The 18872-nt window shown below is 63.8% G+C and carries 23 protein-coding genes; 11 read left to right on the forward strand and 12 right to left on the reverse strand.

Annotated features, from left to right (window positions below; genetic code table 11):
- Position 1: 1 nt before the first annotated feature.
- The 9 genes from UNPA324_RS06275 to UNPA324_RS06315 all read right to left on the reverse strand — a co-directional run bounded on the left by UNPA324_RS06275 (position 2) and on the right by UNPA324_RS06315 (position 7433).
- On the reverse strand, positions 2–1216 hold the full coding sequence (locus UNPA324_RS06275; RefSeq protein ID WP_181769308.1) for an aminotransferase class I/II-fold pyridoxal phosphate-dependent enzyme: 1215 nt from the start codon (positions 1214–1216) through the stop codon (positions 2–4).
- 217 nt (positions 1217–1433) lie between these two features.
- Positions 1434–1838, reverse strand: a complete 405-nt coding sequence (locus UNPA324_RS06280) for a GFA family protein (RefSeq protein ID WP_141934048.1) — start codon at positions 1836–1838, stop codon at positions 1434–1436.
- Positions 1839–2053: 215 nt separating this feature from the next.
- Positions 2054–3502, reverse strand: a complete 1449-nt coding sequence (locus UNPA324_RS06285) for an ammonium transporter (protein ID WP_128921078.1) — start codon at positions 3500–3502, stop codon at positions 2054–2056.
- Positions 3503–3539: 37 nt separating this feature from the next.
- Positions 3540–3878 carry a P-II family nitrogen regulator gene (locus UNPA324_RS06290; protein WP_008142813.1) on the reverse strand — a complete coding sequence of 113 codons (339 nt, stop codon included), beginning with the start codon at positions 3876–3878 and terminating at the stop codon, positions 3540–3542.
- 413 nt (positions 3879–4291) lie between these two features.
- Positions 4292–4894, reverse strand: a complete 603-nt coding sequence (locus tag UNPA324_RS06295; protein WP_128921077.1) for an ATP-dependent Clp protease proteolytic subunit — start codon at positions 4892–4894, stop codon at positions 4292–4294.
- A gap of 41 nt (positions 4895–4935) precedes the next feature.
- On the reverse strand, positions 4936–5292 hold the full coding sequence (locus UNPA324_RS06300; protein WP_141934050.1) for an SRPBCC family protein: 357 nt from the start codon (positions 5290–5292) through the stop codon (positions 4936–4938).
- Positions 5293–5304: 12 nt separating this feature from the next.
- Positions 5305–5619, reverse strand: coding sequence for an ArsR/SmtB family transcription factor (locus UNPA324_RS06305; RefSeq protein WP_128921075.1), 315 nt, complete (start codon positions 5617–5619; stop codon positions 5305–5307).
- Positions 5620–5658: 39 nt separating this feature from the next.
- A complete protein-coding gene (locus tag UNPA324_RS06310; protein ID WP_128921074.1) occupies positions 5659–6960 on the reverse strand; it encodes an ammonium transporter in 1302 nt (433 codons plus the stop codon).
- Between the two features lie 134 nt (positions 6961–7094).
- On the reverse strand, positions 7095–7433 hold the full coding sequence (locus UNPA324_RS06315; RefSeq protein WP_027535359.1) for a P-II family nitrogen regulator: 339 nt from the start codon (positions 7431–7433) through the stop codon (positions 7095–7097).
- 246 nt (positions 7434–7679) lie between these two features.
- Between UNPA324_RS06315 and UNPA324_RS06320 the strand changes: the two genes are divergently transcribed.
- Positions 7680–8570: a DUF4339 domain-containing protein gene (locus UNPA324_RS06320; protein ID WP_141934052.1), complete on the forward strand. Its 891-nt coding sequence runs from the start codon at positions 7680–7682 to the stop codon at positions 8568–8570.
- A gap of 40 nt (positions 8571–8610) precedes the next feature.
- On the opposite strand, the gene tesB is transcribed toward UNPA324_RS06320, so the two are convergent.
- Positions 8611–9474 carry an acyl-CoA thioesterase II gene (tesB, locus tag UNPA324_RS06325; RefSeq protein ID WP_141934054.1) on the reverse strand — a complete coding sequence of 288 codons (864 nt, stop codon included), beginning with the start codon at positions 9472–9474 and terminating at the stop codon, positions 8611–8613.
- Between the two features lie 155 nt (positions 9475–9629).
- Between tesB and UNPA324_RS06330 the strand changes: the two genes are divergently transcribed.
- On the forward strand, positions 9630–10850 hold the full coding sequence (locus UNPA324_RS06330) for a ubiquinone biosynthesis hydroxylase (protein WP_128921071.1): 1221 nt from the start codon (positions 9630–9632) through the stop codon (positions 10848–10850).
- Between the two features lie 205 nt (positions 10851–11055).
- On the opposite strand, the gene UNPA324_RS06335 is transcribed toward UNPA324_RS06330, so the two are convergent.
- Complete coding sequence (locus UNPA324_RS06335) at positions 11056–11253, reverse strand: Trm112 family protein (RefSeq protein ID WP_027514851.1); 198 nt, start codon at positions 11251–11253, stop codon at positions 11056–11058.
- 59 nt (positions 11254–11312) lie between these two features.
- Positions 11313–11843: a TetR/AcrR family transcriptional regulator gene (locus UNPA324_RS06340; protein WP_164936467.1), complete on the reverse strand. Its 531-nt coding sequence runs from the start codon at positions 11841–11843 to the stop codon at positions 11313–11315.
- A gap of 105 nt (positions 11844–11948) precedes the next feature.
- Here UNPA324_RS06340 and UNPA324_RS06345 point away from each other — a divergent pair, with 105 nt between their 5' ends.
- The 9 genes from UNPA324_RS06345 to UNPA324_RS06385 all read left to right on the forward strand — a co-directional run bounded on the left by UNPA324_RS06345 (position 11949) and on the right by UNPA324_RS06385 (position 18865).
- The gene (locus tag UNPA324_RS06345) at positions 11949–12299 is read left to right on the forward strand and encodes a hypothetical protein (RefSeq protein ID WP_128921069.1); all 351 of its coding nucleotides are present in this window, start codon (positions 11949–11951) and stop codon (positions 12297–12299) included.
- A 31-nt stretch (positions 12300–12330) separates the two neighbouring features.
- Positions 12331–13134, forward strand: a complete 804-nt coding sequence (locus UNPA324_RS06350; protein ID WP_128921068.1) for a crotonase/enoyl-CoA hydratase family protein — start codon at positions 12331–12333, stop codon at positions 13132–13134.
- Complete coding sequence (locus UNPA324_RS06355) at positions 13131–13577, forward strand: PaaI family thioesterase (RefSeq protein ID WP_141934056.1); 447 nt, start codon at positions 13131–13133, stop codon at positions 13575–13577. The genes UNPA324_RS06350 and UNPA324_RS06355 overlap by 4 nt, the downstream gene beginning before the upstream one ends.
- Before the next feature lie 112 nt (positions 13578–13689).
- A complete protein-coding gene (locus UNPA324_RS06360; protein ID WP_246667125.1) occupies positions 13690–14394 on the forward strand; it encodes an SDR family oxidoreductase in 705 nt (234 codons plus the stop codon).
- A 219-nt stretch (positions 14395–14613) separates the two neighbouring features.
- Positions 14614–14892 (forward strand): PepSY domain-containing protein, encoded by a 279-nt coding sequence (locus UNPA324_RS06365; protein ID WP_181769309.1) that lies wholly within the window; start codon positions 14614–14616, stop codon positions 14890–14892.
- A 96-nt stretch (positions 14893–14988) separates the two neighbouring features.
- On the forward strand, positions 14989–15582 hold the full coding sequence (locus tag UNPA324_RS06370) for a cytochrome b/b6 domain-containing protein (protein WP_181769310.1): 594 nt from the start codon (positions 14989–14991) through the stop codon (positions 15580–15582).
- Positions 15583–15972: 390 nt separating this feature from the next.
- Positions 15973–17448 carry a putative porin gene (locus tag UNPA324_RS06375; protein WP_246667126.1) on the forward strand — a complete coding sequence of 492 codons (1476 nt, stop codon included), beginning with the start codon at positions 15973–15975 and terminating at the stop codon, positions 17446–17448.
- A gap of 57 nt (positions 17449–17505) precedes the next feature.
- On the forward strand, positions 17506–17976 hold the full coding sequence (locus UNPA324_RS06380) for an FMN-binding protein (protein ID WP_128921063.1): 471 nt from the start codon (positions 17506–17508) through the stop codon (positions 17974–17976).
- The gene (locus UNPA324_RS06385; protein WP_141934062.1) at positions 17957–18865 is read left to right on the forward strand and encodes an FAD:protein FMN transferase; all 909 of its coding nucleotides are present in this window, start codon (positions 17957–17959) and stop codon (positions 18863–18865) included. Before UNPA324_RS06380 ends, UNPA324_RS06385 begins: the two co-directional genes overlap by 20 nt.
- Positions 18866–18872: the final 7 nt, after the last annotated feature.

Consider the following 18872-nt stretch of genomic DNA (forward strand, 5'->3'; position numbering starts at 1 on the left):
CCTAACCCAGAGTCTCGACCAGGCGATGCAATGCTTGCGCCGTGGTCTCACCATCCTGCACCAGCGCGAGGCGAATATAGCCCGCGCCGGGATTGAAACCGTCAGGCTGCTGCCGCGCCAGGAAGCTGCCGGGCACCACGCGCACGCCGGCTTCCCTGAAAAGCTTGAGCGTCACGGACACGTCGTCGCCGATTCCGGACGTGTTGAGCCAGACGCAGAAGCCGGCATCGGGCCGGCGATAGCCGTAACGGTTGCCGATGATCTGGTCGGCGAGATCGAACTTGATCCGGTAGAGCCTGCGGTTCTCCTCGACATGGGCTTCGTCGCCGTAGGCGAAGGTCGCGACATGCTGGAGCGGCACCGGCACCTGCGGCGCTGCGATGTTGCGCAGCTCCAGGAACATGCCGATGAATGTCTTGTCGCCGGCGGCGAAGCCGACGCGCAGGCCCGGCAGGTTCGAGCGCTTCGACAATGACTGGAACGCGGCCACGCGGGTGAAATCAGGGCCGGCACATTCGAGCGCGCTGCCCGGGGCTTCGCGGGTGTAGATCTCCGAATAGCACTCGTCGCTGAGGATCATGAAGCCGTAGCGATCGGCAAGGCGCTTCAGGCGCGTGAAGTAATCGCGCGAGGCGACCGAGCCCTGCGGATTGGCAGGCGAGGCCAGATAGAACGCCACGGTGCGCGCCAGCGTCGCCTCGTCGATGGTGTCGAGATCGGGCAGGAAGCCGTTTTCGATCGTGGTCGGCAGATAGACCGGCTCGCAGGCTGCAGCTAAGGCGCCGGCGCCATAGACCGGATAGAACGGGTTCGGCATCAGGATGGCGGGCTTGCCGGCGCGCGGGCCGACATAGCGCGCCGCCGCCATCGCGGCGAGGAACAGCCCCTCGCGGCTGCCATTGAGGACGAGAATCTCGCTTCGGGGGTCGAGCGGGCGCGGCAGCTTGAAGCGCGACGACAGCCAGGCGCTTGCTGCCTGGCGGAACGGGTCGGTGCCCTGGTTCATCGGGTAACGGCCGAATTCGGCGATGTGCTTGGCCAGCACCGGGCCGACGAAATCCGGCACGGGATGCTGCGGTTCGCCGACCGCGAGCGAAATCAAGGGCTTGCCGGGCTGATGCGGCGCCAGCAGCTCGTTCAGCCGGACGAAGGGCGAGCGTTCGTTGCTGGAGCTTCCACCGGCCTGCGGCGCGCGGGATGAAGCGGTCATGACCATTCTGGGCGCCAGTACTCTTGGAACGGCCGGTCGCACCACGGCGCCGGCGGGAAGCGGTTCAGTTCACCATAGATAGGGCGAGGTTAAGACGCGATTAACCATCGGCCGCCGCCTCCGTCCAGAGCAGGAATATTGAGGCCGGATAACAACGGGATGCGGAGCGGCTCTAACCTCCCCCGCAAGCAAGCGGGGGAGAGAGCGCACCCTCATCGCGGCTTCAGCGCCCCGGCAGCTTCTCGAATGTCTTCATGCCCGCGGGGATCGCGTGGAACTCTTGCATGTCGCAGGTGTAGATCGCCATCTGCGGCTTGAATTTTTCCGGTTCGTCCAGGGTGCCGACCTTCACGATCGTCGCCGGCAGTCCCGGAACCTTGGTCACCAGATGGGTGCCGCATTCGGCGCAGAATTCGCGCGTGACGGGGCGTTCGAGATCCTTGCGCGTGAACTGCTTGGGTTGCCCCAGGATGTAGCTGAAGCCGGCCGCCGGCATCGCGATGAATGTGTTGGGCGCACCGCCCGAGATGTACTGGCACTCGCGGCAATGACATTGGGCCTGCATCATCGGGTCGCCCTCGGCCACATAGCGCACTTCGCCGCAATAGCATCCGCCTTCCAAACGCATGACGACCTCCCGATGATTGTTTCTTGTGGGCGATATTTCTGCGCCGGCGGCGCGGAATGGCAATCCTTTTCTTCGCTGCGAAATCAAAAGAACCCTGCAAAAAGAAAGGGGCTCCAGCTTGCGCTGGAGCCCCTCGACGGTCAGGGCATTGCCGGGTATGTGCCCGAACCGTAGTTCTGAGCGCGATCTCCTGAGGAGACCGCGCCCGGGAGGAGTTACATGTTGTAGGCGCGCTCGGTGTGCTCGGTGATGTCGAGGCCTTCACGCTCGCTCTCGACATTGGTGCGCAGACCGACGATCACGTCGACGACCTTGTAGAGGATCGCCGAACCGATGCCCGACCACACCAGCGTGGTGCCGACGCCCCAGAGCTGGGACATCATCTGCGCTGCGAAGTCGTAATCGGCGACCTTCGGCGGGATCGCGGTGTAGTCGATGATGCCGGCGCCGCCGAGGGCGGGGTTGACGAGGATGCCGGTGCCGAGGGCGCCGACAATACCGCCGATGCAGTGCACGCCGAACACGTCCAGGGAGTCGTCATAGCCGAGCGCGTTCTTCACGACGGTGCAGAAGAACAGGCAGACCACGCCGACGACCAGGCCGAGGACGATCGCGCCCATGACGCCGGAGAAGCCGGCGGCAGGCGTGACGGCCACGAGGCCCGCGACAGCGCCGGAGATGACGCCGAGCACCGACGGATGGCCCTTGATGATCCACTCCGCGAACATCCACGACAGCGCGGCGGCCGCGGTGGCGACGAAGGAGTTGGTCATGGCGAGGGCTGCGCCGCCATTGGCTTCGAGGTTGGAGCCGGCGTTGAAGCCGAACCAGCCGACCCAGAGCAGCGAGGCGCCGATCATCGACATGGTCAGCGAGTGCGGGGCCATCAGCTCCTTGCCGTAACCGACGCGCTTGCCGATCAGGAGAGCGCCGACGAGACCTGCGATACCGGCATTGATGTGCACCACGGTGCCGCCGGCGAAGTCGATCGCGCCCTTCTTGAAGATCCAGCCGGCGTCGGCGTTGATCTCATCGAGCTTGGCCTGCGCCGCGGTCTTCGCCGCCGCGTCAGTGGCAGCAGCGAGAGCCTTGGCGGCGTCCTGGATCATGTCCGGGCCGGGCCAGTACCAGACCATGTGCGCGATCGGGAAGTAGATCAGCGTGACCCAGAGCGGGATGAAGAGAGCGATCGCCGAGAACTTCATGCGCTCGGCGAAGGCGCCGACGATGAGAGCGGGCGTGATCGCCGCGAAGGTCATCTGGAAGCAGATGTAGATGAGCTCCGAGATGTTGGCGTCGACCGAGAAGGTCGCGGCCTTCGAGTCGGTGGTGACGCCCATCATGAAGGCCTTGGAGAAGCCGCCGATGAAGTCGGAGCCGCCGGTGAAGGCCAGGCTGTAGCCGTACACGGCCCAGATCACGGTGACGACGCAGACGGTGTAGAACACCTGCATCAGGACGGAGAGCATGTTCTTGGAACGGACGAGACCGCCGTAGAACAGCGCGAGGCCGGGGATCGTCATCAACAGCACCAGCACTGTCGATGTCAGCATCCAGGCGTTGTCTCCCTTGTTGACCGTTGGCTCGGCGTAGGCTGCGGTCGCAGCGAACAGGCCGACTGCGAGAGCCGCCAATCCCGCGCCATAGGGACGCTTGAACGTCATAATATTCACTCCTGATTGGATAAGGTTGAGCGCGAAATCAGAGGGCCGCGGCATCGGCCTCGCCGGTGCGGATGCGCACCGCGTGGTCGAGGTTGATGACGAAGATCTTGCCGTCGCCGATCTGTCCGGTTTTCGCGGCGGACGTGATGGCGTCGATGGTCTTGTCGACCTGGTCAGAAGCGACAGCGACCTCGATCTTGATCTTGGGCAGGAAGCTCACGGCATATTCGGCACCGCGATAGATTTCCGTATGGCCCTTCTGGCGGCCATATCCCTTGACTTCCGTCACCGTGAGACCGTGAACGCCGATGGCGGTCAGGGCGTCACGGACTTCTTCCAGCTTGAATGGCTTGATAATCGCCATAACAATTTTCATGGGTCCTATCCCCGCTTGGGCCCGGTCCGGACATGGCCGGGCGTTCTCGACTGGTTCGCCACGAGGGAGAAGTTCACTACGCGGGCACAGCCGGGACCCATAGAATCAAATGCCGTGCCAGATCGGGCGTGTTGCCTAACGGACTATGAAGACGGGGGTTTTCGCGTTTGACGGGTATTGCGGTGCAGTGCGCTATTCGGTCGCGCCCAAATCATGGTCAGGCCTGCTCAAAACACAAGCACGACAGGCCTCCGACACAATGTTGCTCATGCGTCAGGCAGTGGTGAGGTAATTACGTACTGCCGGCGCTTTAGTGCAGGGCTTCGCCGTGCCGCGAGAATTATCGGACGGCCGGGCAGCTGCCCGGGATACGCGCAGGGCCGTCGATCCCGGTCGATGCTGGGTTGGGGCTTTTAGGCAGCGTCACGTTCCGCAAAGACCCGGTCGATCAATCCCCATTCGACCCCCTGCCGCGCGGTCATGAAGTGGTCGCGGTCCAGGGTCCGCTCCACCTCTTCCTCGGAACGTCCGCAATGCTGCGCGTAGAGCCGGGTGATGCGCCGCTTGGTTTCCTGCATCTCGTTGGCATGGATCAGGATGTCAGATGCCTGCCCCTGGAAGCCGCCGAGCGGCTGATGCACGTGAAGGCTCGCATTGGGCAGCGCGGCGCGGTGGCCGGGTTCGCCGGCCATCAGCAGGAACGAGCCCATGGAGCGCGCGGTGCCCATGCACAGCGTATGAACCGGCGCCTTGATGAATTGCATGGTGTCGTACATCGCCAGCCCGCTGGTGACCACGCCGCCGTAGGAGTTGATGTAGAGATTGATCGGTCTGCTCGGATTCTCCGCCTCCAGGAACAGCAGCTGCGCGCAGACGAGGCCCGACATCGCGTCATTGACCTCGCCGTTCAGGAAGATGATGCGCTCGCGCAGCAGCCGCGAGTAGATGTCGAAGGATCGTTCGCCGCGCGCAGATTGTTCGACGACCATAGGGACGAGCTGAAGCATGTCGCGCATCGGCGACCTCCATGTCTGCAGGTGATGAAGTCGTTATGGTGCTAGGCTGCCGCGCGCATCAGGCAGCAATTGGTGTTGGCTGCCTGCGGCAGCTTGATCTGATCGACGCAGGCTTGCTGGACGATACGAAAGCGGGTGCCGCCGTCCTCGCTCGGCTCGATCCGGAAGATGACGTGGCTCTCGCGATACGGCGGCTCGGAATCGCGCAGCCGGTAGCGCACCTCTTCACCGGGAATCGATGATTCCGGCTCGGCACGGGCAAGGTCGCAATCCGGCAGCCAGCGCTCGCGCAAGGCCGGAATGGTGACGGCGCGCCAGACCTTTGCCGGCGGCGCATCAAATTCATATTCCAGCACGAGGGTTTCGTCGGCACGATCGGGCATCACAGCGTCGCTCATTGATCCAGATCCTTATTGATCCATGTCCTTCAGGAGGTCGGCGAGTGCCTCCATCCGCTTCGGCCAATAGGCGCGGTAGCGCGCCAGCCATGTTGCGATGGAGGCGATTCCGTCGGGGTCGACTTCGTAATTCACAAACCGGCCTTGGCGCTGCTCGCGTACGAGGCCAGCGGTCCGCAGCACCGCGAGATGCTGGGACATCGCCGGCTGGCTGATCTCCAGACCGTCGCGCAAGGCGCTGGCATTCAAGCTGCCGCCAGCAAGCCTCTCAAAGACCTTGCGACGCGTCGGGTCAGCCAGTGCCTTGAAGATGTCGGCTTCGATCATGACAACACATAAGCAGATACTTATGTGTTGTGCAAGCCCCTATTGCAGGGCTTCGCCGTGCTGCGAAATGTCGAGCCCCTCGAGCTCGTGCTCACGGGATACGCGCAAGGGCACGAACAGGCCGACCAGCTTGAGCAGGATGAAGCTGACGCCAGCCGACCAGACGAAGGTGACGGCGACCCCATAGACCTGGATCAGCAGCTGCTGCGGATGGCCCTCGAACAGGCCGGCGGTGCCGCCGATGGCGCTGGTTGCGAACACGCCGGCGAGCAGGGTCCCGGTCAGGCCGCCGATGCCGTGGACGCCGAACACGTCGAGGGAATCGTCATAGTTGAAGCGGTGCTTCAGCCAGGTGCAGGCCCAATAGCAAACCGCACCGGCGATGATGCCGATGACGATGCCGTGCCAGGGCGCCACGAATCCGGAGGCCGGCGTAATGGTGCCGAGCCCGGCCACCGCGCCGGAGATCATCCCGAGCACCGAAGGCTTGCGCCGCGTCGACCATTCGATCGCGCCCCAGGTCAGCGCGCCGGCACAGGCGGCCAGATGGGTGGCGATGATCGCCATCACCGCGTGCGAATTGGCCGCGCCCGCCGAGCCGCCGTTGAAGCCGAACCAGCCGACCCACAGCAGGCCGGTGCCCATCACCGCGAGGGACAGGTCGAACGGCGACAGATTTTCGGTGCCGTAGCCGTGGCGGCGCCCCATCACCTTCGCCGCAACGAGGCCACCGGTGCCGGCCGACAGGTGCACCACGAGTCCGCCGGCGAAGTCGAGCACGCCCATGCTGTTGAGGAAGCCGCCGCCCCACACCCAATGCGCCAGCGGAATGTAGACGAAGATGAACCAGGCGACGGAGAACAGGAGATAGGCGGAGAACCGCATCCGGTCGGCGACCGAGCCCGCGACCAGCGCCACCGTGATGATGGCAAACGTCATCTGGTACAGCATGAACAGCGCTTCCGGGATGGTCTTCGCCGCCGGGTTGATGCTGTCCATGGTCATGCCGGCGAGAAACCAGCGGTCGAGCGTACCGATCCACGGGCCATCGCCGACGAAGCACAGCGAATAGCCGAACGCGACCCAGAGAATGGAGATCAGCGCCACGGCGGCGAGGCTCTGCGCCATGGTGGCGAGCACGTTCTTCTTGCGCACCATGCCGGAGTAGAACAGCGCGAGGCCCGGAATCGTCATCATCAGCACCAGCGCGGTGGCGACGATCATCCAGGCGGTGTCGGCGGCGTTGATCTCGGAGCCGGCGGCCTTTGCCGGCGAAGCCATGATCGACACAAGTCCGATCGGCGCAGCCATGGCAGCTGCGCGGCGCAACAATCCCGCCATATCGATTCCCCCAGCATGGTCATGACATCGCACGCCGTGGCGTCTTTGCCGGTGCGATGAAGAAGACGTATCAGAGCGTCTTCGAGCGAAGCGGATCCCGGTTCGCGCAAACGAAAACGCGTCAAAGCAAAACTCTAGAGCGCGTCGCTGTCGGTTTCGCCGGTGCGGATGCGCAGCGCGTGGTCGATCGGCGTCACGAAGATCTTGCCGTCGCCGATTTGCCCGGTGCGCGCCGAGGCGGTGATCACACCGACGGCCTTGTCGGCGATGTCGGAGGCGACCGCGATCTCGATGCGCAGCTTCGGCAGGAAGTTCACGACATATTCGGCGCCGCGATAGATCTCGGTGTGGCCCTTCTGCCGGCCATAGCCCTTCACCTCGGTCACGGTCATGCCGTGCACGCCGATCGCCGTCAGGGCCTGGCGGACCTCATCGAGCTTGAAGGGTTTGATGATCGCGACGACGAGTTTCATGGTCAGGCCTGTTCCCCGGGATGCGCCGTGCCGTATGTCCCCGGCGCTGCGTCAATCTGGCATCTTTCCGGGCAAATGGCACAAAAAAGTTGCAGATTGAAGCGGAAAAACGTTTGGCCGAGGGCGGTCATGTGAACGGCCGCCTCTGTACAGGGCAACCGTTCATCCTTCACAATGCATTTTTGGCATGGATGCGGTGAACCCGCGCCGGCCAGGCGGTACATAAGTATTTTGAGGGGACGCTTCATGGCGAGTTGGTTCTACGCATCCGAGGGCAAGCAGCAGGGGCCCTTTCCGGAAGGGCAATTCCGCGATCTCGTCGCCCAGGGCGTCGTGCGCCCGGATACGCTGGTGTGGACCGAGGGCATGGCCGGCTGGCAGAAGGCCGCCGAGATCCCCGGCCTGGTCGGTGGCGGCGGTGCACCGCCGATGATGCCGGCGGGCGGGCCGCCGATGATGGGTGGCGGTGGCTATGCTGGCGGCGCAGGCGGCGGATCGCTCGCCGTCGATTTCGGCATCCTCGAGTTCACCTGGCGCACGCTCGTGCTCGTGATCGGCTCGTGCCTCATCATCCCGGTGCCGTGGCTGTTCGTCTGGTACATGAACTGGATCGTGCCCTGCGTGAAGGTCCCCGGGCGGCCGAATCTCAGCTTCACCGGGAGCGCGATGACGCTGGTGCCCTGGTTTTTCGGCTTCATCGTTCTGGCGATCGCGATCGGCTTGGTCGGCAGCCAGCTGCTGAGCAATCTGCTGTTCATCGTTCAGATCGTGCTCTACTGGCTGCTGCTCAAATGGATGGTCGCGAACCTCGCCTCCAACGGGCAGCCGCTGGGCTTGAGCTTCACCGGCTCGATCTGGGCCTATATCGGCTGGAATCTACTTTTTGCAATTTCCATCATCACCATCATCGGCTGGGCCTGGGTCGCTGCAGCCCAGATGCGCTGGTTCTGCCGCAGCATCGAGGGCACGCGGCGCGAGATCGTGTTCAAGGGCAGCGGTCTCGACATCCTCTGGCGCGGCATCGTCGCTGCGATCCTGTGCAGCCTGATCATCCCGATTCCGTGGGTGTATCGCTGGATCATGAACTGGTTCGCGTCGCAGACTGTTCTCGCGCCGCGCGGGTCGCTCGGAGCATGATTTGAATCGCTCCAGGCGCAATTCGTTGCGCCTGGGGCGATCAGGATCTGCGTTCGCGCACGGAGCCTTCCTGCGCGACGGAGGCGATCAGCGTGCCGTCGGGCTTGAAGATCGAGCCACGAGTGAGGCCGCGGCCGCCGCGCGCGCTCGGCGAATCCTGGGCATAGAGCAGCCATTCATCGGCGCGGAACGGGCGGTGAAACCACATCGCGTGATCGAGGCTCGCCGGCATCATGCGCTTGTCGAATAGCGTGCGGCCATAGCGCGCCATGATCGCATCCAGCAGCGAGAAATCCGAGGCGTAGGCGAGCGCGCACATGTGCAGCGCCGGGTCGTCGGGCAACTTTGCCGCGGTCTTGATCCAGACATGGATGCGGCCGTCGTCGATCTTCTGGCCGAAATAGCGGCCGAGCTCGACCGGACGCAGCTCGATCGGCCGATCCGATTCGTAGTAGCGGCGGATGAACTCCGGCATTTCCTTGAACATCGGCTGCTTCGCCACCTCCTCCGCCGTGAGCTTCTCCGGTGGCGGCACGTCAGGCATCTTGTCCTGATGATCGAACGCGCTCTCTTCCTCGGCATGGAACGACACCATGATCGAGAAGATCGCGTTGCCGTGCTGGATCGCGGTGACGCGGCGGGTCGAATAGCTCTTGCCGTCGCGCAGACGTTCGACCTGGTAGATGATCGGAATCTGCGGATCACCCGGCAGGATGAAATAACAATGCAGTGAATGCGGCAAGCGCCCCTCGACGGTGCGGCAGGCCGCGACCATCGCCTGCCCGATCACCTGACCGCCGAACACCCGCTGCCAGCTCGTCTTCGGACTGTTGCCGCGGAACAGGTTCACCTCGAGCTGCTCGAGGTCGAGGATCGAAATGAGGTCGATTAGGCTTTTGGACATGGAATGAACTCTCAAATGTCTCGTCATTCCGGGGGCATCGCGACAGCGACGAACCCGGAATGACGGAACGAAAGGCTCGCCGCCCTCGTTTCACCGCACTGTTTCGCCCAGCTCAAGTCTGCTAGCAAGACCGAGAATTGACCGGGAATTTGGGTATGTCGGTACAGGGTAGCATTGTCATTGGTGGCGGCGCGTTTGCCGGTCTCGCGCTGGCCTTGGCGTTACGCCAGGGGCTCGGCCCCGAGATTCCCGTCATTGTCGCCGATCCCGCGCTGAGCACACGGCCGAGCCGCGACCCCCGCGCCACAGCGATCGTGGCCGCCTGCCGCCGCCTGTTCGAGGCGATCGGCGCCTGGGACGACGTCAGGAGCGAGGCGCAGCCGATCCTCGACATGGTCGTCACCGATTCCAAGCTGGAGGACGCCACCCGGCCGGTATTCCTCAACTTCGCCGGTGATGTCGCGCCGGGCGAGCCCTTTGCGCATATGGTCGAGAACCGCCGCCTGATCGATGCGCTGACGGCGCGCGCCGAAGCGGAGGGCATCGATCTTCGTGCCACCACCGTGGCGTCCTATGATGCGCGTGCCGAGGGTATCGACGTGACACTGGGCGACGGCAGCGTGATCGCCGCCAGCCTGCTCGTTGCCGCCGATGGCGCGCGGTCAAAACTGCGCGAGCGCGCCGGCATCGCGACCCATGGCTGGGAGTATGACCAATCCGGCATCGTCGTCACCGTCGGCCACGAGCGCGATCACGAGGGTCGCGCCGAGGAGCACTTCCTGCCCGCAGGCCCCTTCGCGATCCTGCCGCTCTCGGGCAAGCGCTCGTCGCTGGTGTGGACCGAGCGTCGAGCCGAGGCCGCGCGCATCGTTGCGCTCAGCGATGAGGAATTTCACGCCGAGCTCGAGCAGCGTTTCGGCCTGCATCTCGGCGAGGTGAAGGCGCTCGACAAGCCGCGGGCGTTCCCGCTGTCTTATTTCGTCGCGCGCTCCTTCATTGCCGAACGGCTCGCGCTGATCGGCGACGCCGCCCATGTCATTCACCCGATTGCGGGCCAGGGCCTCAACATGGGGCTGAAGGATGTCGCGGCGCTGGCCGAGGTCGTGGTCGATGCCGCGCGGCTCGGCATGGATATCGGCGGAGCCGACGTGCTCGAGCGTTACCAGCGCTGGCGCCGCTTCGACACCATGGCGATGGGCGTTGCCACCAACTCGCTGAACTTCCTGTTCTCGAACCAGTCGACGCTGCTGCGCACCGTCCGCGACATCGGCCTCGGTCTCGTCGACCGCGCCCCGCCGCTGAAGAACCTCTTTATCCGCCAGGCCGCCGGGCTCACGGGCGAGGTGCCGCGGCTCTTGAAAGGCGAGGCGTTGTAGCCGCGCTGGCTCTCCAATCTCCGCTGTCGTCCCGGACAAGCGCAGCGCGGATCCGGGACCCATAGCCACAGGGAGGAGTTTGGCGAAGACTCGGAGTTACCACTTCGGTCGACAACGACGTCCTGTGGTTATGGGTCCCCGCGTTCGCGGGGACGACACCTTGTGTGTGACCACGCCATCGCTCAACAATGGCTGAAAGAGATCCTCAATCGATCTTGCGCGCCTCTTCCGGCAGCATGATCGGGATGCCGTCGCGGATCGGATAAGCGAGCCTGGCGCTGCGAGAGATCAGCTCCTGCTTGGCGGAATCGAACTCCAGCGGACCCTTGGTCAGTGGGCAGACGAGAATCTCCAGCAATTTGGGATCGACGCTGGCTTCGGGACGTTCGGTGGGCGCGTTCATTGGGGTCTCCGGCGATCGGTTGCCTCTAGCACAGAAATTCGCGTCCGCCCATCGCTGCACTAGGCCGAAACCATCCGCAGAATCTCGTCGAGCGTAGCGGGGAGCCGTGCTGCCGGCACCGGCGCGTCCGACAGTGCAAAGCCGAGAAACGTCCAGTAGAGGATCTGTGCGCGGGCCTGCGCTGTCGGCGCCTCGAGCCCGCGCTTTCCCAGCAGCTGCTCGATATAGTCGAGCCTGCGGCGGTCGATCGCGCGCACTGCCCCTTGCGCCGCCGCATCGAAGGCCGCCCAGTTGCGCACCGCGCGTTCGAGATCGAGCCGCGCGCCGAACGTCCTGCGCAGTAGGGCCTTCAGCGGTTCGTCCCTGGCGGCCTCGACGTCAGCGATGATCTGCTCGGCCGCAATCTCGCGCCAGCGCTTCAGCACGGCGGCCTGGAACGCACCGAGATCGGCGAAATGCCAATAGAAGCTGCCGCGCGACACCCCCATGGCCTTTGCCAGCGGATCGGCCTTGAGCGCGGTGAAGCCGCTCCTGGCGAGTGCCTTGAGGCCTTGCTTGATCCAGTCGTCGGCGGAGAGCTGTTCGGTCATGTCGGGTTCCCGGAACTTGACCATACACTAGTGTATTGACAGCTGGCAGGCCAGTGCCTATCTCTCCATACAGTACTGTATGGATGAAGGAGGCGAGGTCTGCCGATGCGTGATCTGCTGCTGCAATGTGCCGGCGTCGCGGGAATCGCGGTCGCCCTGATCCATGGCGTGCTGGGCGAAACCAAGGTGTTCGCCAAAGCGACCATCACCCCGGAAAGCCTGCGCACGCTGATCCGCCTGGTCTGGCAGGCCGGGACGGTCGCCTGGATCGGCGGCGGCGTGCTCCTGCTTGCGGCGCCCATGCTGGGATCGGACAGCGCACGGCACTGGATCGTCGCGACCATCGTCGCCATCTACGGCTTTGCGGCCCTCGCCAACGCCTGGTGGTCGCGCGGACGAGGCTTCGGCTGGAAGGCGCTCGCGGGCGTGGTCGCGCTGGCGGTCGCCGGATACTGAACCTGCCGATGCGAGCCAAGGGAGGAGCGCGATGACCGATCGCGTCCGTGTCACCGTCGAGAATGACGTGGCCCACGTTCGCCTAAACCGACCTGACAAGATGAATGCGCTCGATCCGGCGATGTTCGAGGCACTTGCCGAAGCCGGCGCGGATCTTCGCGACAGCCCGGAAATTCGGGCCGTCGTGCTATCCGGTGAAGGCCGTGCCTTCTGCACCGGCCTCGACGTCGAACGCCTGCTCGCCGCCGCAAATGGCGAGCCGCTGCTTCCGTCCGCGGATCTGATGCGCCGGACCCACGGCATCGCAAACTTCGCGCAGCACATTGTCTGGCTCTGGCGCCAGTTGCCGGTGCCCGTGATCGCAGCGGTCCACGGTGTTGCCTTCGGCGGCGGCTTCCAGCTCGCGCTCGGTGCCGACCTGCGCTATCTCGCGCCCGATACGAAGCTCGCGGTCATCGAGACGAAATGGGGTCTGGTGCCGGACATGTGCGGCACGCAATTGATGCGCCATCTCGCGCGCGAGGATGTCGTGCGTGAGCTGACCTATACCGGGCGCGTCTTTTCGGCCGACGAAGCGCTTGCCTACGGCTTTGCGACGCGACTCGTCGATGATCCCGTGGCCGCCGCGCTGGCAACGGCGCGTGATATTGCTGGTCGCAGCCCCGGTGCGATCCGTGCCGCCAAGCGGCTGCTCAACCTGTCCGCAACTTGCGAGGCAGCAGCCGGTCTCGCCGCCGAGACCACCGAACAAGCGGCGCTGCTCGGCACGCCCGATCATATCGAGGCGGTCGGGAGCAACCTCGAAGGCCGCACCCCGCGATGGAGCCGCGCATGAGCACGCCGCACGGATTCGACCTGCAAGCACTCGAGGCGGTCAACGCGTCCGCTGCGTTCAACCGCTCCGCGGGCTTCGACGTTGTCGCGGCCGGCAACGGCGAGAGCACCATCCGCATGAATTGGCGCGACGAGCTCACCCAGTATTCCGGGCATCTTCACGCCGGCCTGATCGCGGCCCTGCTCGACACCGCCTGTGGGTTCGCCGCAGCAACGCTCGTGGGCGCGGTCAACGCGTCGCATTTCTCGATGAGCTGCCTGAGGCCGGCCATTGGCCGTTATTTCCTCGCCAAGGGAACGACGCTCCGCGCAGGGCGCAGGCAGGTGTTCGCCCGCGCCGAGCTGTTTGCGGCTGATGAGCAAGATGCGTTGACCCTCGTCGCGACAGGCGAGACCGTGCTCGTCCCCACCGGCGAGCCGTCGCGCAAGACCGACGGGAGTTGAGCCATGGCTCTGACGCTCGTCACCGGCGGCACAGGTCATCTTGGGCGGGATATCGTCGATCGCCTGGTCCGCGACGGACGTCGCGTCCGGGTGGTTCGCGCGATCGCCGGGCTTGCGATCGGACGTCGAATGGGCCGCAGGCGATCTCGCCACAGGCGCGGGACTGCGGGAAGCACTGCATGACGTCGATACGGTGATCAATGCGGCGACCTATTCGCCGATCGCGCGGCGCGGCGGCGTTCGTCCGGTCGATTTCTTCAGATCGCCCTCCGCCGTGGACGTCGAGGGAACGGAGCGGCTGCTGTCGCTCTGCGGGCAGGCCGACATACGCCATTTTCTGCATGTTTCGATCGTCGGACTCGAGCAGGCAACCCTGCCCTATGCGCAGGTCAAGCTCGCCGGCGAACGGCGGGTGCGTGCGTCAGCTCTGTCCTGGTCCATCGTTCGCGCGATGCCGTTCTATTATCTGCTCGACAAATTGCTCTCGAGCCTCGCCTGGCTTCCGGTATGGCCGGTCCCGACGACGCCGTTCAATCCCGTCAATACGTCGGATGTCGCCGATCACGTTTTGACCTGCGCATTCGACGGGCAGCGTGGCGTGCGTGCGGAGATCGGCGGCCCCGAAGCTCTCGATCTCGTTGCCTTCGCCCGCCAATACCAGGATGCAAGGCGACTGCACCGGAAAATCCTGCCAATCGGCCTGTCCGAGGCGAAGGCGCGCGGCATGGGCTTCGTCGTCAGCCAAGGGGTCCGCGGACGTCTCCGCTGGACGGACTGGCTGCAGCACAACTATCCGGGAATGCGAAGCACGGCCTAACGCAGCTGGCGAAGTTGGCAGTTTATCTGGCCCGTGAGACGTAAGGCCGCAGCGCCCCCGCGAATGCATGCTGCATGCGGAGAGCGCTGATCTTTTGGCGGTCGTTAGAACAACTCTAATCCAAATGGCCTCGTACCGGATTGACTTCACCATCACCTTTGCTTCCTTCAGTCCCGCTTCGCGGCTCGCGTAGCGCGCACGACAGAGGAGGAGATGTTCGTGAAGGTCATTCGTGTTGTTGCCATGGCACTGACGGTCGGGATCGGCATGGGGTCGGCGGCCATGGCCGACGGTTTCAAGGACTGCACAAAGCTCGACAAGGCGTCGTGGAAGCCGGCCAGCGAAGCCGAAGCCAAGGCCAAGGCGCTGGGTTACGAGGTGCGGCGGTCCAAGGTCGAAGGTTCGTGCTACGAGGTTTACGGCGTCAAGGAAGGCAAGCTTTACGAGCTGTTCTACAGCCCCGAAGATCTCAGCCTGAAGCACACGATCGCCAAGTAAATCGCAAAGTAAATCGCCAAGTGAATCGTCAAGCAGGTCGTGACGTAGACTGCGCGAGTTGATATGCGCAAAGCAGGACTTGAGGATGGTCTTTGCTTGATTGAAGAAGCGACGCCAGAAGCGCGCGGGGCGTCCGACAGGACCCCCGCAGATCGAGCCGCTTCGCGGACGGTTGCAGTCTGGGACCTCCCGCTGCGCCTCTGGCATTGGGCTCTCGCGGCCTGCGTTCTGGCCGCGTGGTTCACGCCCACGGTCTATGATCGGCTTCACCGCATCGTCGGCTATGCGGTGCTCGGACTTCTCGCCTTCCGCCTCGTCTGGGGCTTTTGGGGAAGCCGCTATTCGCGCTTCCGCATGATCGGGGTCAGGCTTCGCGCGGCGCCAGGCTATCTCTGGAATCTGCGCCGCGGCATCACCGGCCGCTATATCGGACTTAATCCCGCCGGCACCTTGATGCTGGTGGCGCTGCTGGTCTCGCTCGCGGTCTCGACCATCACGGGCGCGATGTCGGTGACTGTCACCTTCTTCGGCGTCTGGTGGGTCGAAGATGCCCACCGTTATTCGTCGGATGCGGTCATCGTCCTGGTCGTGCTGCACGTGCTCGGCGTGCTGCTGATGGGGATTCTCCAGCGCGAGAACCCGATCCGCGCCATGATCACCGGCCGCAAACGCATCGGCCATCATCTCTGAGCGAGCCGGCCCGGACTGACGCGGCGGAAGCACGAGCTCGTTCGGTTCTGCAGAGCTTCCAGTCGGATTGCCAAGCTCGCGTCGGACGCCAGCGCAGTTCTTTCATTATTCTAATTCTAATGTCGAGCTATTCTAACTTCGCTTTCCCACGTTCCGCTTTCCAAGGCAGGAATTTGCAGGCTTTTCCTGCGGTCGAATGTCGCAAGACCTTGGGGGGAATGCATGTCATTTCACGTTCTCACGGATCCAGTCGCGCCAGCTTTCGAAAGTCGCCGATACCGGCGCCGATCAGCCCTGCTCGCGGCAACCGCCATTTCGCTTCTGAGTTCTGGTGCGACTTACGCAGCCGAAGGCGGGGCCAACGATGCCCTGCTCAGGAAGCTGGAGAAGATGGAGCAGCGCATCCAGCAGCTCGAAGCCGAACTGAAGCAGAAGCAGGATCGCCCGGCGGCCGATGCAGAGGCAAAGCGGACGGCCAAAACGGCAGCGTTGGCGAGCGCCAATGTGGCGGCGCCATCTGCCGACACAAAGAACGCAACAGCCAAGCCCGCGGATCAAAAAACCGAACCCCAATCGTCGGAGAAATCGACCAAGCCGAAGTCGAAAGACTTCATGGCCCTGCCGCCGCTGCCGGCGGCGTCGGACAAGCCGATCCTCGGACTTGCGGATTCTCCGGTCCCCGGTCTCAGCATCGGGGCATATGGCGAGATCAAGTTCGGCACCATGCAAAATCCTGCCGCGGGCGGTCAGTGGCAGAAGGGCTTTGATGCGGCCAGGTTCGTTCTCCTGCCCACCTATGCGATCACTCCGAACATCATCTTCAATGCCGAAATCGAGTTCGAGCATGCCGGCGCCGGATTCGACAACGACGACAAGCTGCACGGCACCGCCGAGATCGAGCAGGTCTGGATCGATTTCAAGATCATCGACCAATTCAACTGGCGTTCGCCGGGTGTCGATCTCGTGCCATTTGGCTACATCAATCAGCATCACGAGCCCACGCAATTCTACAGCGTGAATCGGCCCGAGCTCTACAACGGCATCATCCCGTCGACCTGGAAGGTCCCGTCCACAAGCGTCTACGGGACGATCACCGAAGACCTCAAATACCAGGTCATGGTCAGCGCCAGTAACGAGGATTTCGGCGATTCCTTCGACAACCGCACCGATGCAAAGACCGTCCCGCTTCCCGGCACGGCGTATATTGCGGGCATTGACGGTGTGAACGCGCTCGGATTCTCGAGGCCCCCGCTCGGCGATTTCCAGCAACTCAACAACGCCACGGCCGTGTCGGGCCGGCTCGACTTCACACCGACGTTCTGGGCCGGCTTCGCCGGAAGCATCAGCGCCTACTACTCGCCGAATACGACGCCGCGCGGCGCACATGATGATTTCGGCAACTTCCTCGGCAGGTCCAGCCTTGCAATGTTTGACGCCGAATTCCGCTACAGGGTGCCTGATACGGGCCTCGAGCTTCGCGGCGAATATGTCCGCGCCGAGTTCGGGCACCCGGAAAATCTGCGCGCCAATAACGACACCGATCCGACCAACAATGTCGGCAAGTCGATGTACGGCTATTCGGGCGAGATTGCCTACCATGTGCCGCTCGGCACGATTCTCAACAGCGAGTGGGAGGCTGTCCCGTTCTACCGCTACACCTACATGAACTTGCAGACGGGCGGCGTCGCCGGCACAGATGCCAATCTGCCGACGGGTCAAGGGCAGCGGCAGTATCACACGGCCGGTTTTGCCGTGTTTCCATCGCCCAAGGTTGTGCTGAAGGCGACTTATCAGCGTGTGATCGACAAGAGCGCTACCGGCGCGCTTTCGGATTCGTTTCTCGGTGGCGTCGGGTTCTTCTTCTGATTTGGACAGGGTCGTTATCTTGCAGGATCTGATGACAGGACAACGAGCGGGATGACTATGAGCTGGGTTCGATACACGGTACCGGCTGCGGCGATCTTGTCTGCCGCGTCTCCCGCTTATGCCGTTCGGTATCTGTCGATCGAGGAGGCGCAGAAGGAAGCATTTCCGTCCGCGACACATTTCTCCGAAGTTCAGACGGGCCGGGTCTGGAAAGCTGAAGCCGCCGGCAAGGTGGTCGGCTTCTTCGTGTTCGACCGGGTCGTCGGCAAGCACCTTTTCATCGATTATGCCGTGGCGCTGACCCCGGCGGGGGCGGTCCACAAGGTCGAGATCCTCGAATACCGGGAATCCTATGGTGGCGAGATCAGGAGCTCGAGCTGGCTCGCCCAGTTTGCCGGCAAGACCAGCAGCAGCGCGCTCAAGATCAATGGCGACATCAGGAACATCGCCGGTGCGACCCTGTCGTCTACCCACGTCACCGAAGGCGTGAAACGAATATTGGCGGCCTATGGCAATCGCCTCCGATAGCATCCGTCGCGCACGGCCGCTGCTCGGTACCTTCGTGGAGATCGAGATTGCGGGCGCCTGCAGATCCGACATGGATGGCGCCATCGATGCCGCATTCGATGCCATGGCGCAGGTGCATCGGCTGATGAGCTTTCATGAGCCGGATAGCGACGTCAGCCGGCTCAACCGCGAAGCCGGCCTTCACCCCCTGGCCGTTCATGCGTGGACGTTCGAGGTGCTCGACACTGCCATCGAATTGCATCGTCGCTCCAGCGGGCTGTTTGATGTCACGATCGCGCCGGCGCTGCAGACGTTGGGCTTGTTGCCGCGCCTGAAGGATAGGCCGGTGCCGGCGCCGATTGCCGCCTCCGCCGACGCGATTGAGCTGCTTCCGGACCATAAGGTCCGCTTTCGATCGACCGATGTGATGATTGACCTTGGCGGCATAGCGAAGGGCTTCGCCGTCGACCGCGCAGTTGCCGCGCTGCGCGATTTTGGTGTTCCCGGCGGCATGGTGAATGCTGGCGGCGACCTCCGCGCTTTCGGCGTTGAACCGCGCGCGGTTCACATCCGCGATCCCCGCGACCCCGGCCGATCGGTTTGCCGCATCGATGTCGCCGACGAAGCGCTGGCTTCAACGGCGCGCCGCGTCGAGCTGTTCGAGAGCCGTGAGCCTGATGGTTCGGCGGTGATTGATCCCGGAACCCAGAGGCCGGCCAGCCGGCTCGACGGTGTCACGATTCGCGCACCATCCTGCATGATCGCCGACGGCTTGACCAAGGTCGCGATGATCTCCGGCACCGATGCGGGCCAGCTGCTCGAATTTTATCGCGCCGGCGCCTTGTTGTTCTCCGATGGCGACGTTCAGATCACCTCCGACTGGTACCACCGGGTGCACCTTGCGGGTTAGAACATCG

The sequence above is a fragment of the Bradyrhizobium sp. UNPA324 genome (genome assembly GCF_006658635.1).
GTDB lineage: Bacteria > Pseudomonadota > Alphaproteobacteria > Rhizobiales > Xanthobacteraceae > Bradyrhizobium > Bradyrhizobium nanningense.

Bases quoted from the DNA above. Each gene is read 5' to 3' on its own strand.
- tesB (WP_141934054.1), bottom strand. From the start codon at position 9,474: ATGTCCAAAAGCCTAATCGACCTCATTTCGATCCTCGACCTCGAGCAG.
- UNPA324_RS06315 (WP_027535359.1), bottom strand. From the start codon at position 7,433: ATGAAACTCGTCGTCGCGATCATCAAACCCTTCAAGCTCGATGAGGTC.
- UNPA324_RS06295 (WP_128921077.1), bottom strand. From the start codon at position 4,894: ATGCGCGACATGCTTCAGCTCGTCCCTATGGTCGTCGAACAATCTGCG.
- UNPA324_RS06385 (WP_141934062.1), top strand. From the start codon at position 17,957: ATGGCAATCGCCTCCGATAGCATCCGTCGCGCACGGCCGCTGCTCGGT.
- UNPA324_RS06340 (WP_164936467.1), bottom strand. From the start codon at position 11,843: ATGACCGAACAGCTCTCCGCCGACGACTGGATCAAGCAAGGCCTCAAG.
- UNPA324_RS06330 (WP_128921071.1), top strand. From the start codon at position 9,630: ATGTCGGTACAGGGTAGCATTGTCATTGGTGGCGGCGCGTTTGCCGGT.
- UNPA324_RS06335 (WP_027514851.1), bottom strand. From the start codon at position 11,253: ATGAACGCGCCCACCGAACGTCCCGAAGCCAGCGTCGATCCCAAATTG.
- UNPA324_RS06355 (WP_141934056.1), top strand. From the start codon at position 13,131: ATGAGCACGCCGCACGGATTCGACCTGCAAGCACTCGAGGCGGTCAAC.
- UNPA324_RS06345 (WP_128921069.1), top strand. From the start codon at position 11,949: ATGCGTGATCTGCTGCTGCAATGTGCCGGCGTCGCGGGAATCGCGGTC.
- UNPA324_RS06275 (WP_181769308.1), bottom strand. From the start codon at position 1,216: ATGGTCATGACCGCTTCATCCCGCGCGCCGCAGGCCGGTGGAAGCTCC.
- UNPA324_RS06310 (WP_128921074.1), bottom strand. From the start codon at position 6,960: ATGGCGGGATTGTTGCGCCGCGCAGCTGCCATGGCTGCGCCGATCGGA.
- UNPA324_RS06375 (WP_246667126.1), top strand. From the start codon at position 15,973: ATGGAGCAGCGCATCCAGCAGCTCGAAGCCGAACTGAAGCAGAAGCAG.
- UNPA324_RS06305 (WP_128921075.1), bottom strand. From the start codon at position 5,619: ATGATCGAAGCCGACATCTTCAAGGCACTGGCTGACCCGACGCGTCGC.
- UNPA324_RS06285 (WP_128921078.1), bottom strand. From the start codon at position 3,502: ATGACGTTCAAGCGTCCCTATGGCGCGGGATTGGCGGCTCTCGCAGTC.
- UNPA324_RS06320 (WP_141934052.1), top strand. From the start codon at position 7,680: ATGGCGAGTTGGTTCTACGCATCCGAGGGCAAGCAGCAGGGGCCCTTT.
- UNPA324_RS06290 (WP_008142813.1), bottom strand. From the start codon at position 3,878: ATGAAAATTGTTATGGCGATTATCAAGCCATTCAAGCTGGAAGAAGTC.
- UNPA324_RS06380 (WP_128921063.1), top strand. From the start codon at position 17,506: ATGAGCTGGGTTCGATACACGGTACCGGCTGCGGCGATCTTGTCTGCC.
- UNPA324_RS06300 (WP_141934050.1), bottom strand. From the start codon at position 5,292: ATGAGCGACGCTGTGATGCCCGATCGTGCCGACGAAACCCTCGTGCTG.
- UNPA324_RS06350 (WP_128921068.1), top strand. From the start codon at position 12,331: ATGACCGATCGCGTCCGTGTCACCGTCGAGAATGACGTGGCCCACGTT.
- UNPA324_RS06280 (WP_141934048.1), bottom strand. From the start codon at position 1,838: ATGCGTTTGGAAGGCGGATGCTATTGCGGCGAAGTGCGCTATGTGGCC.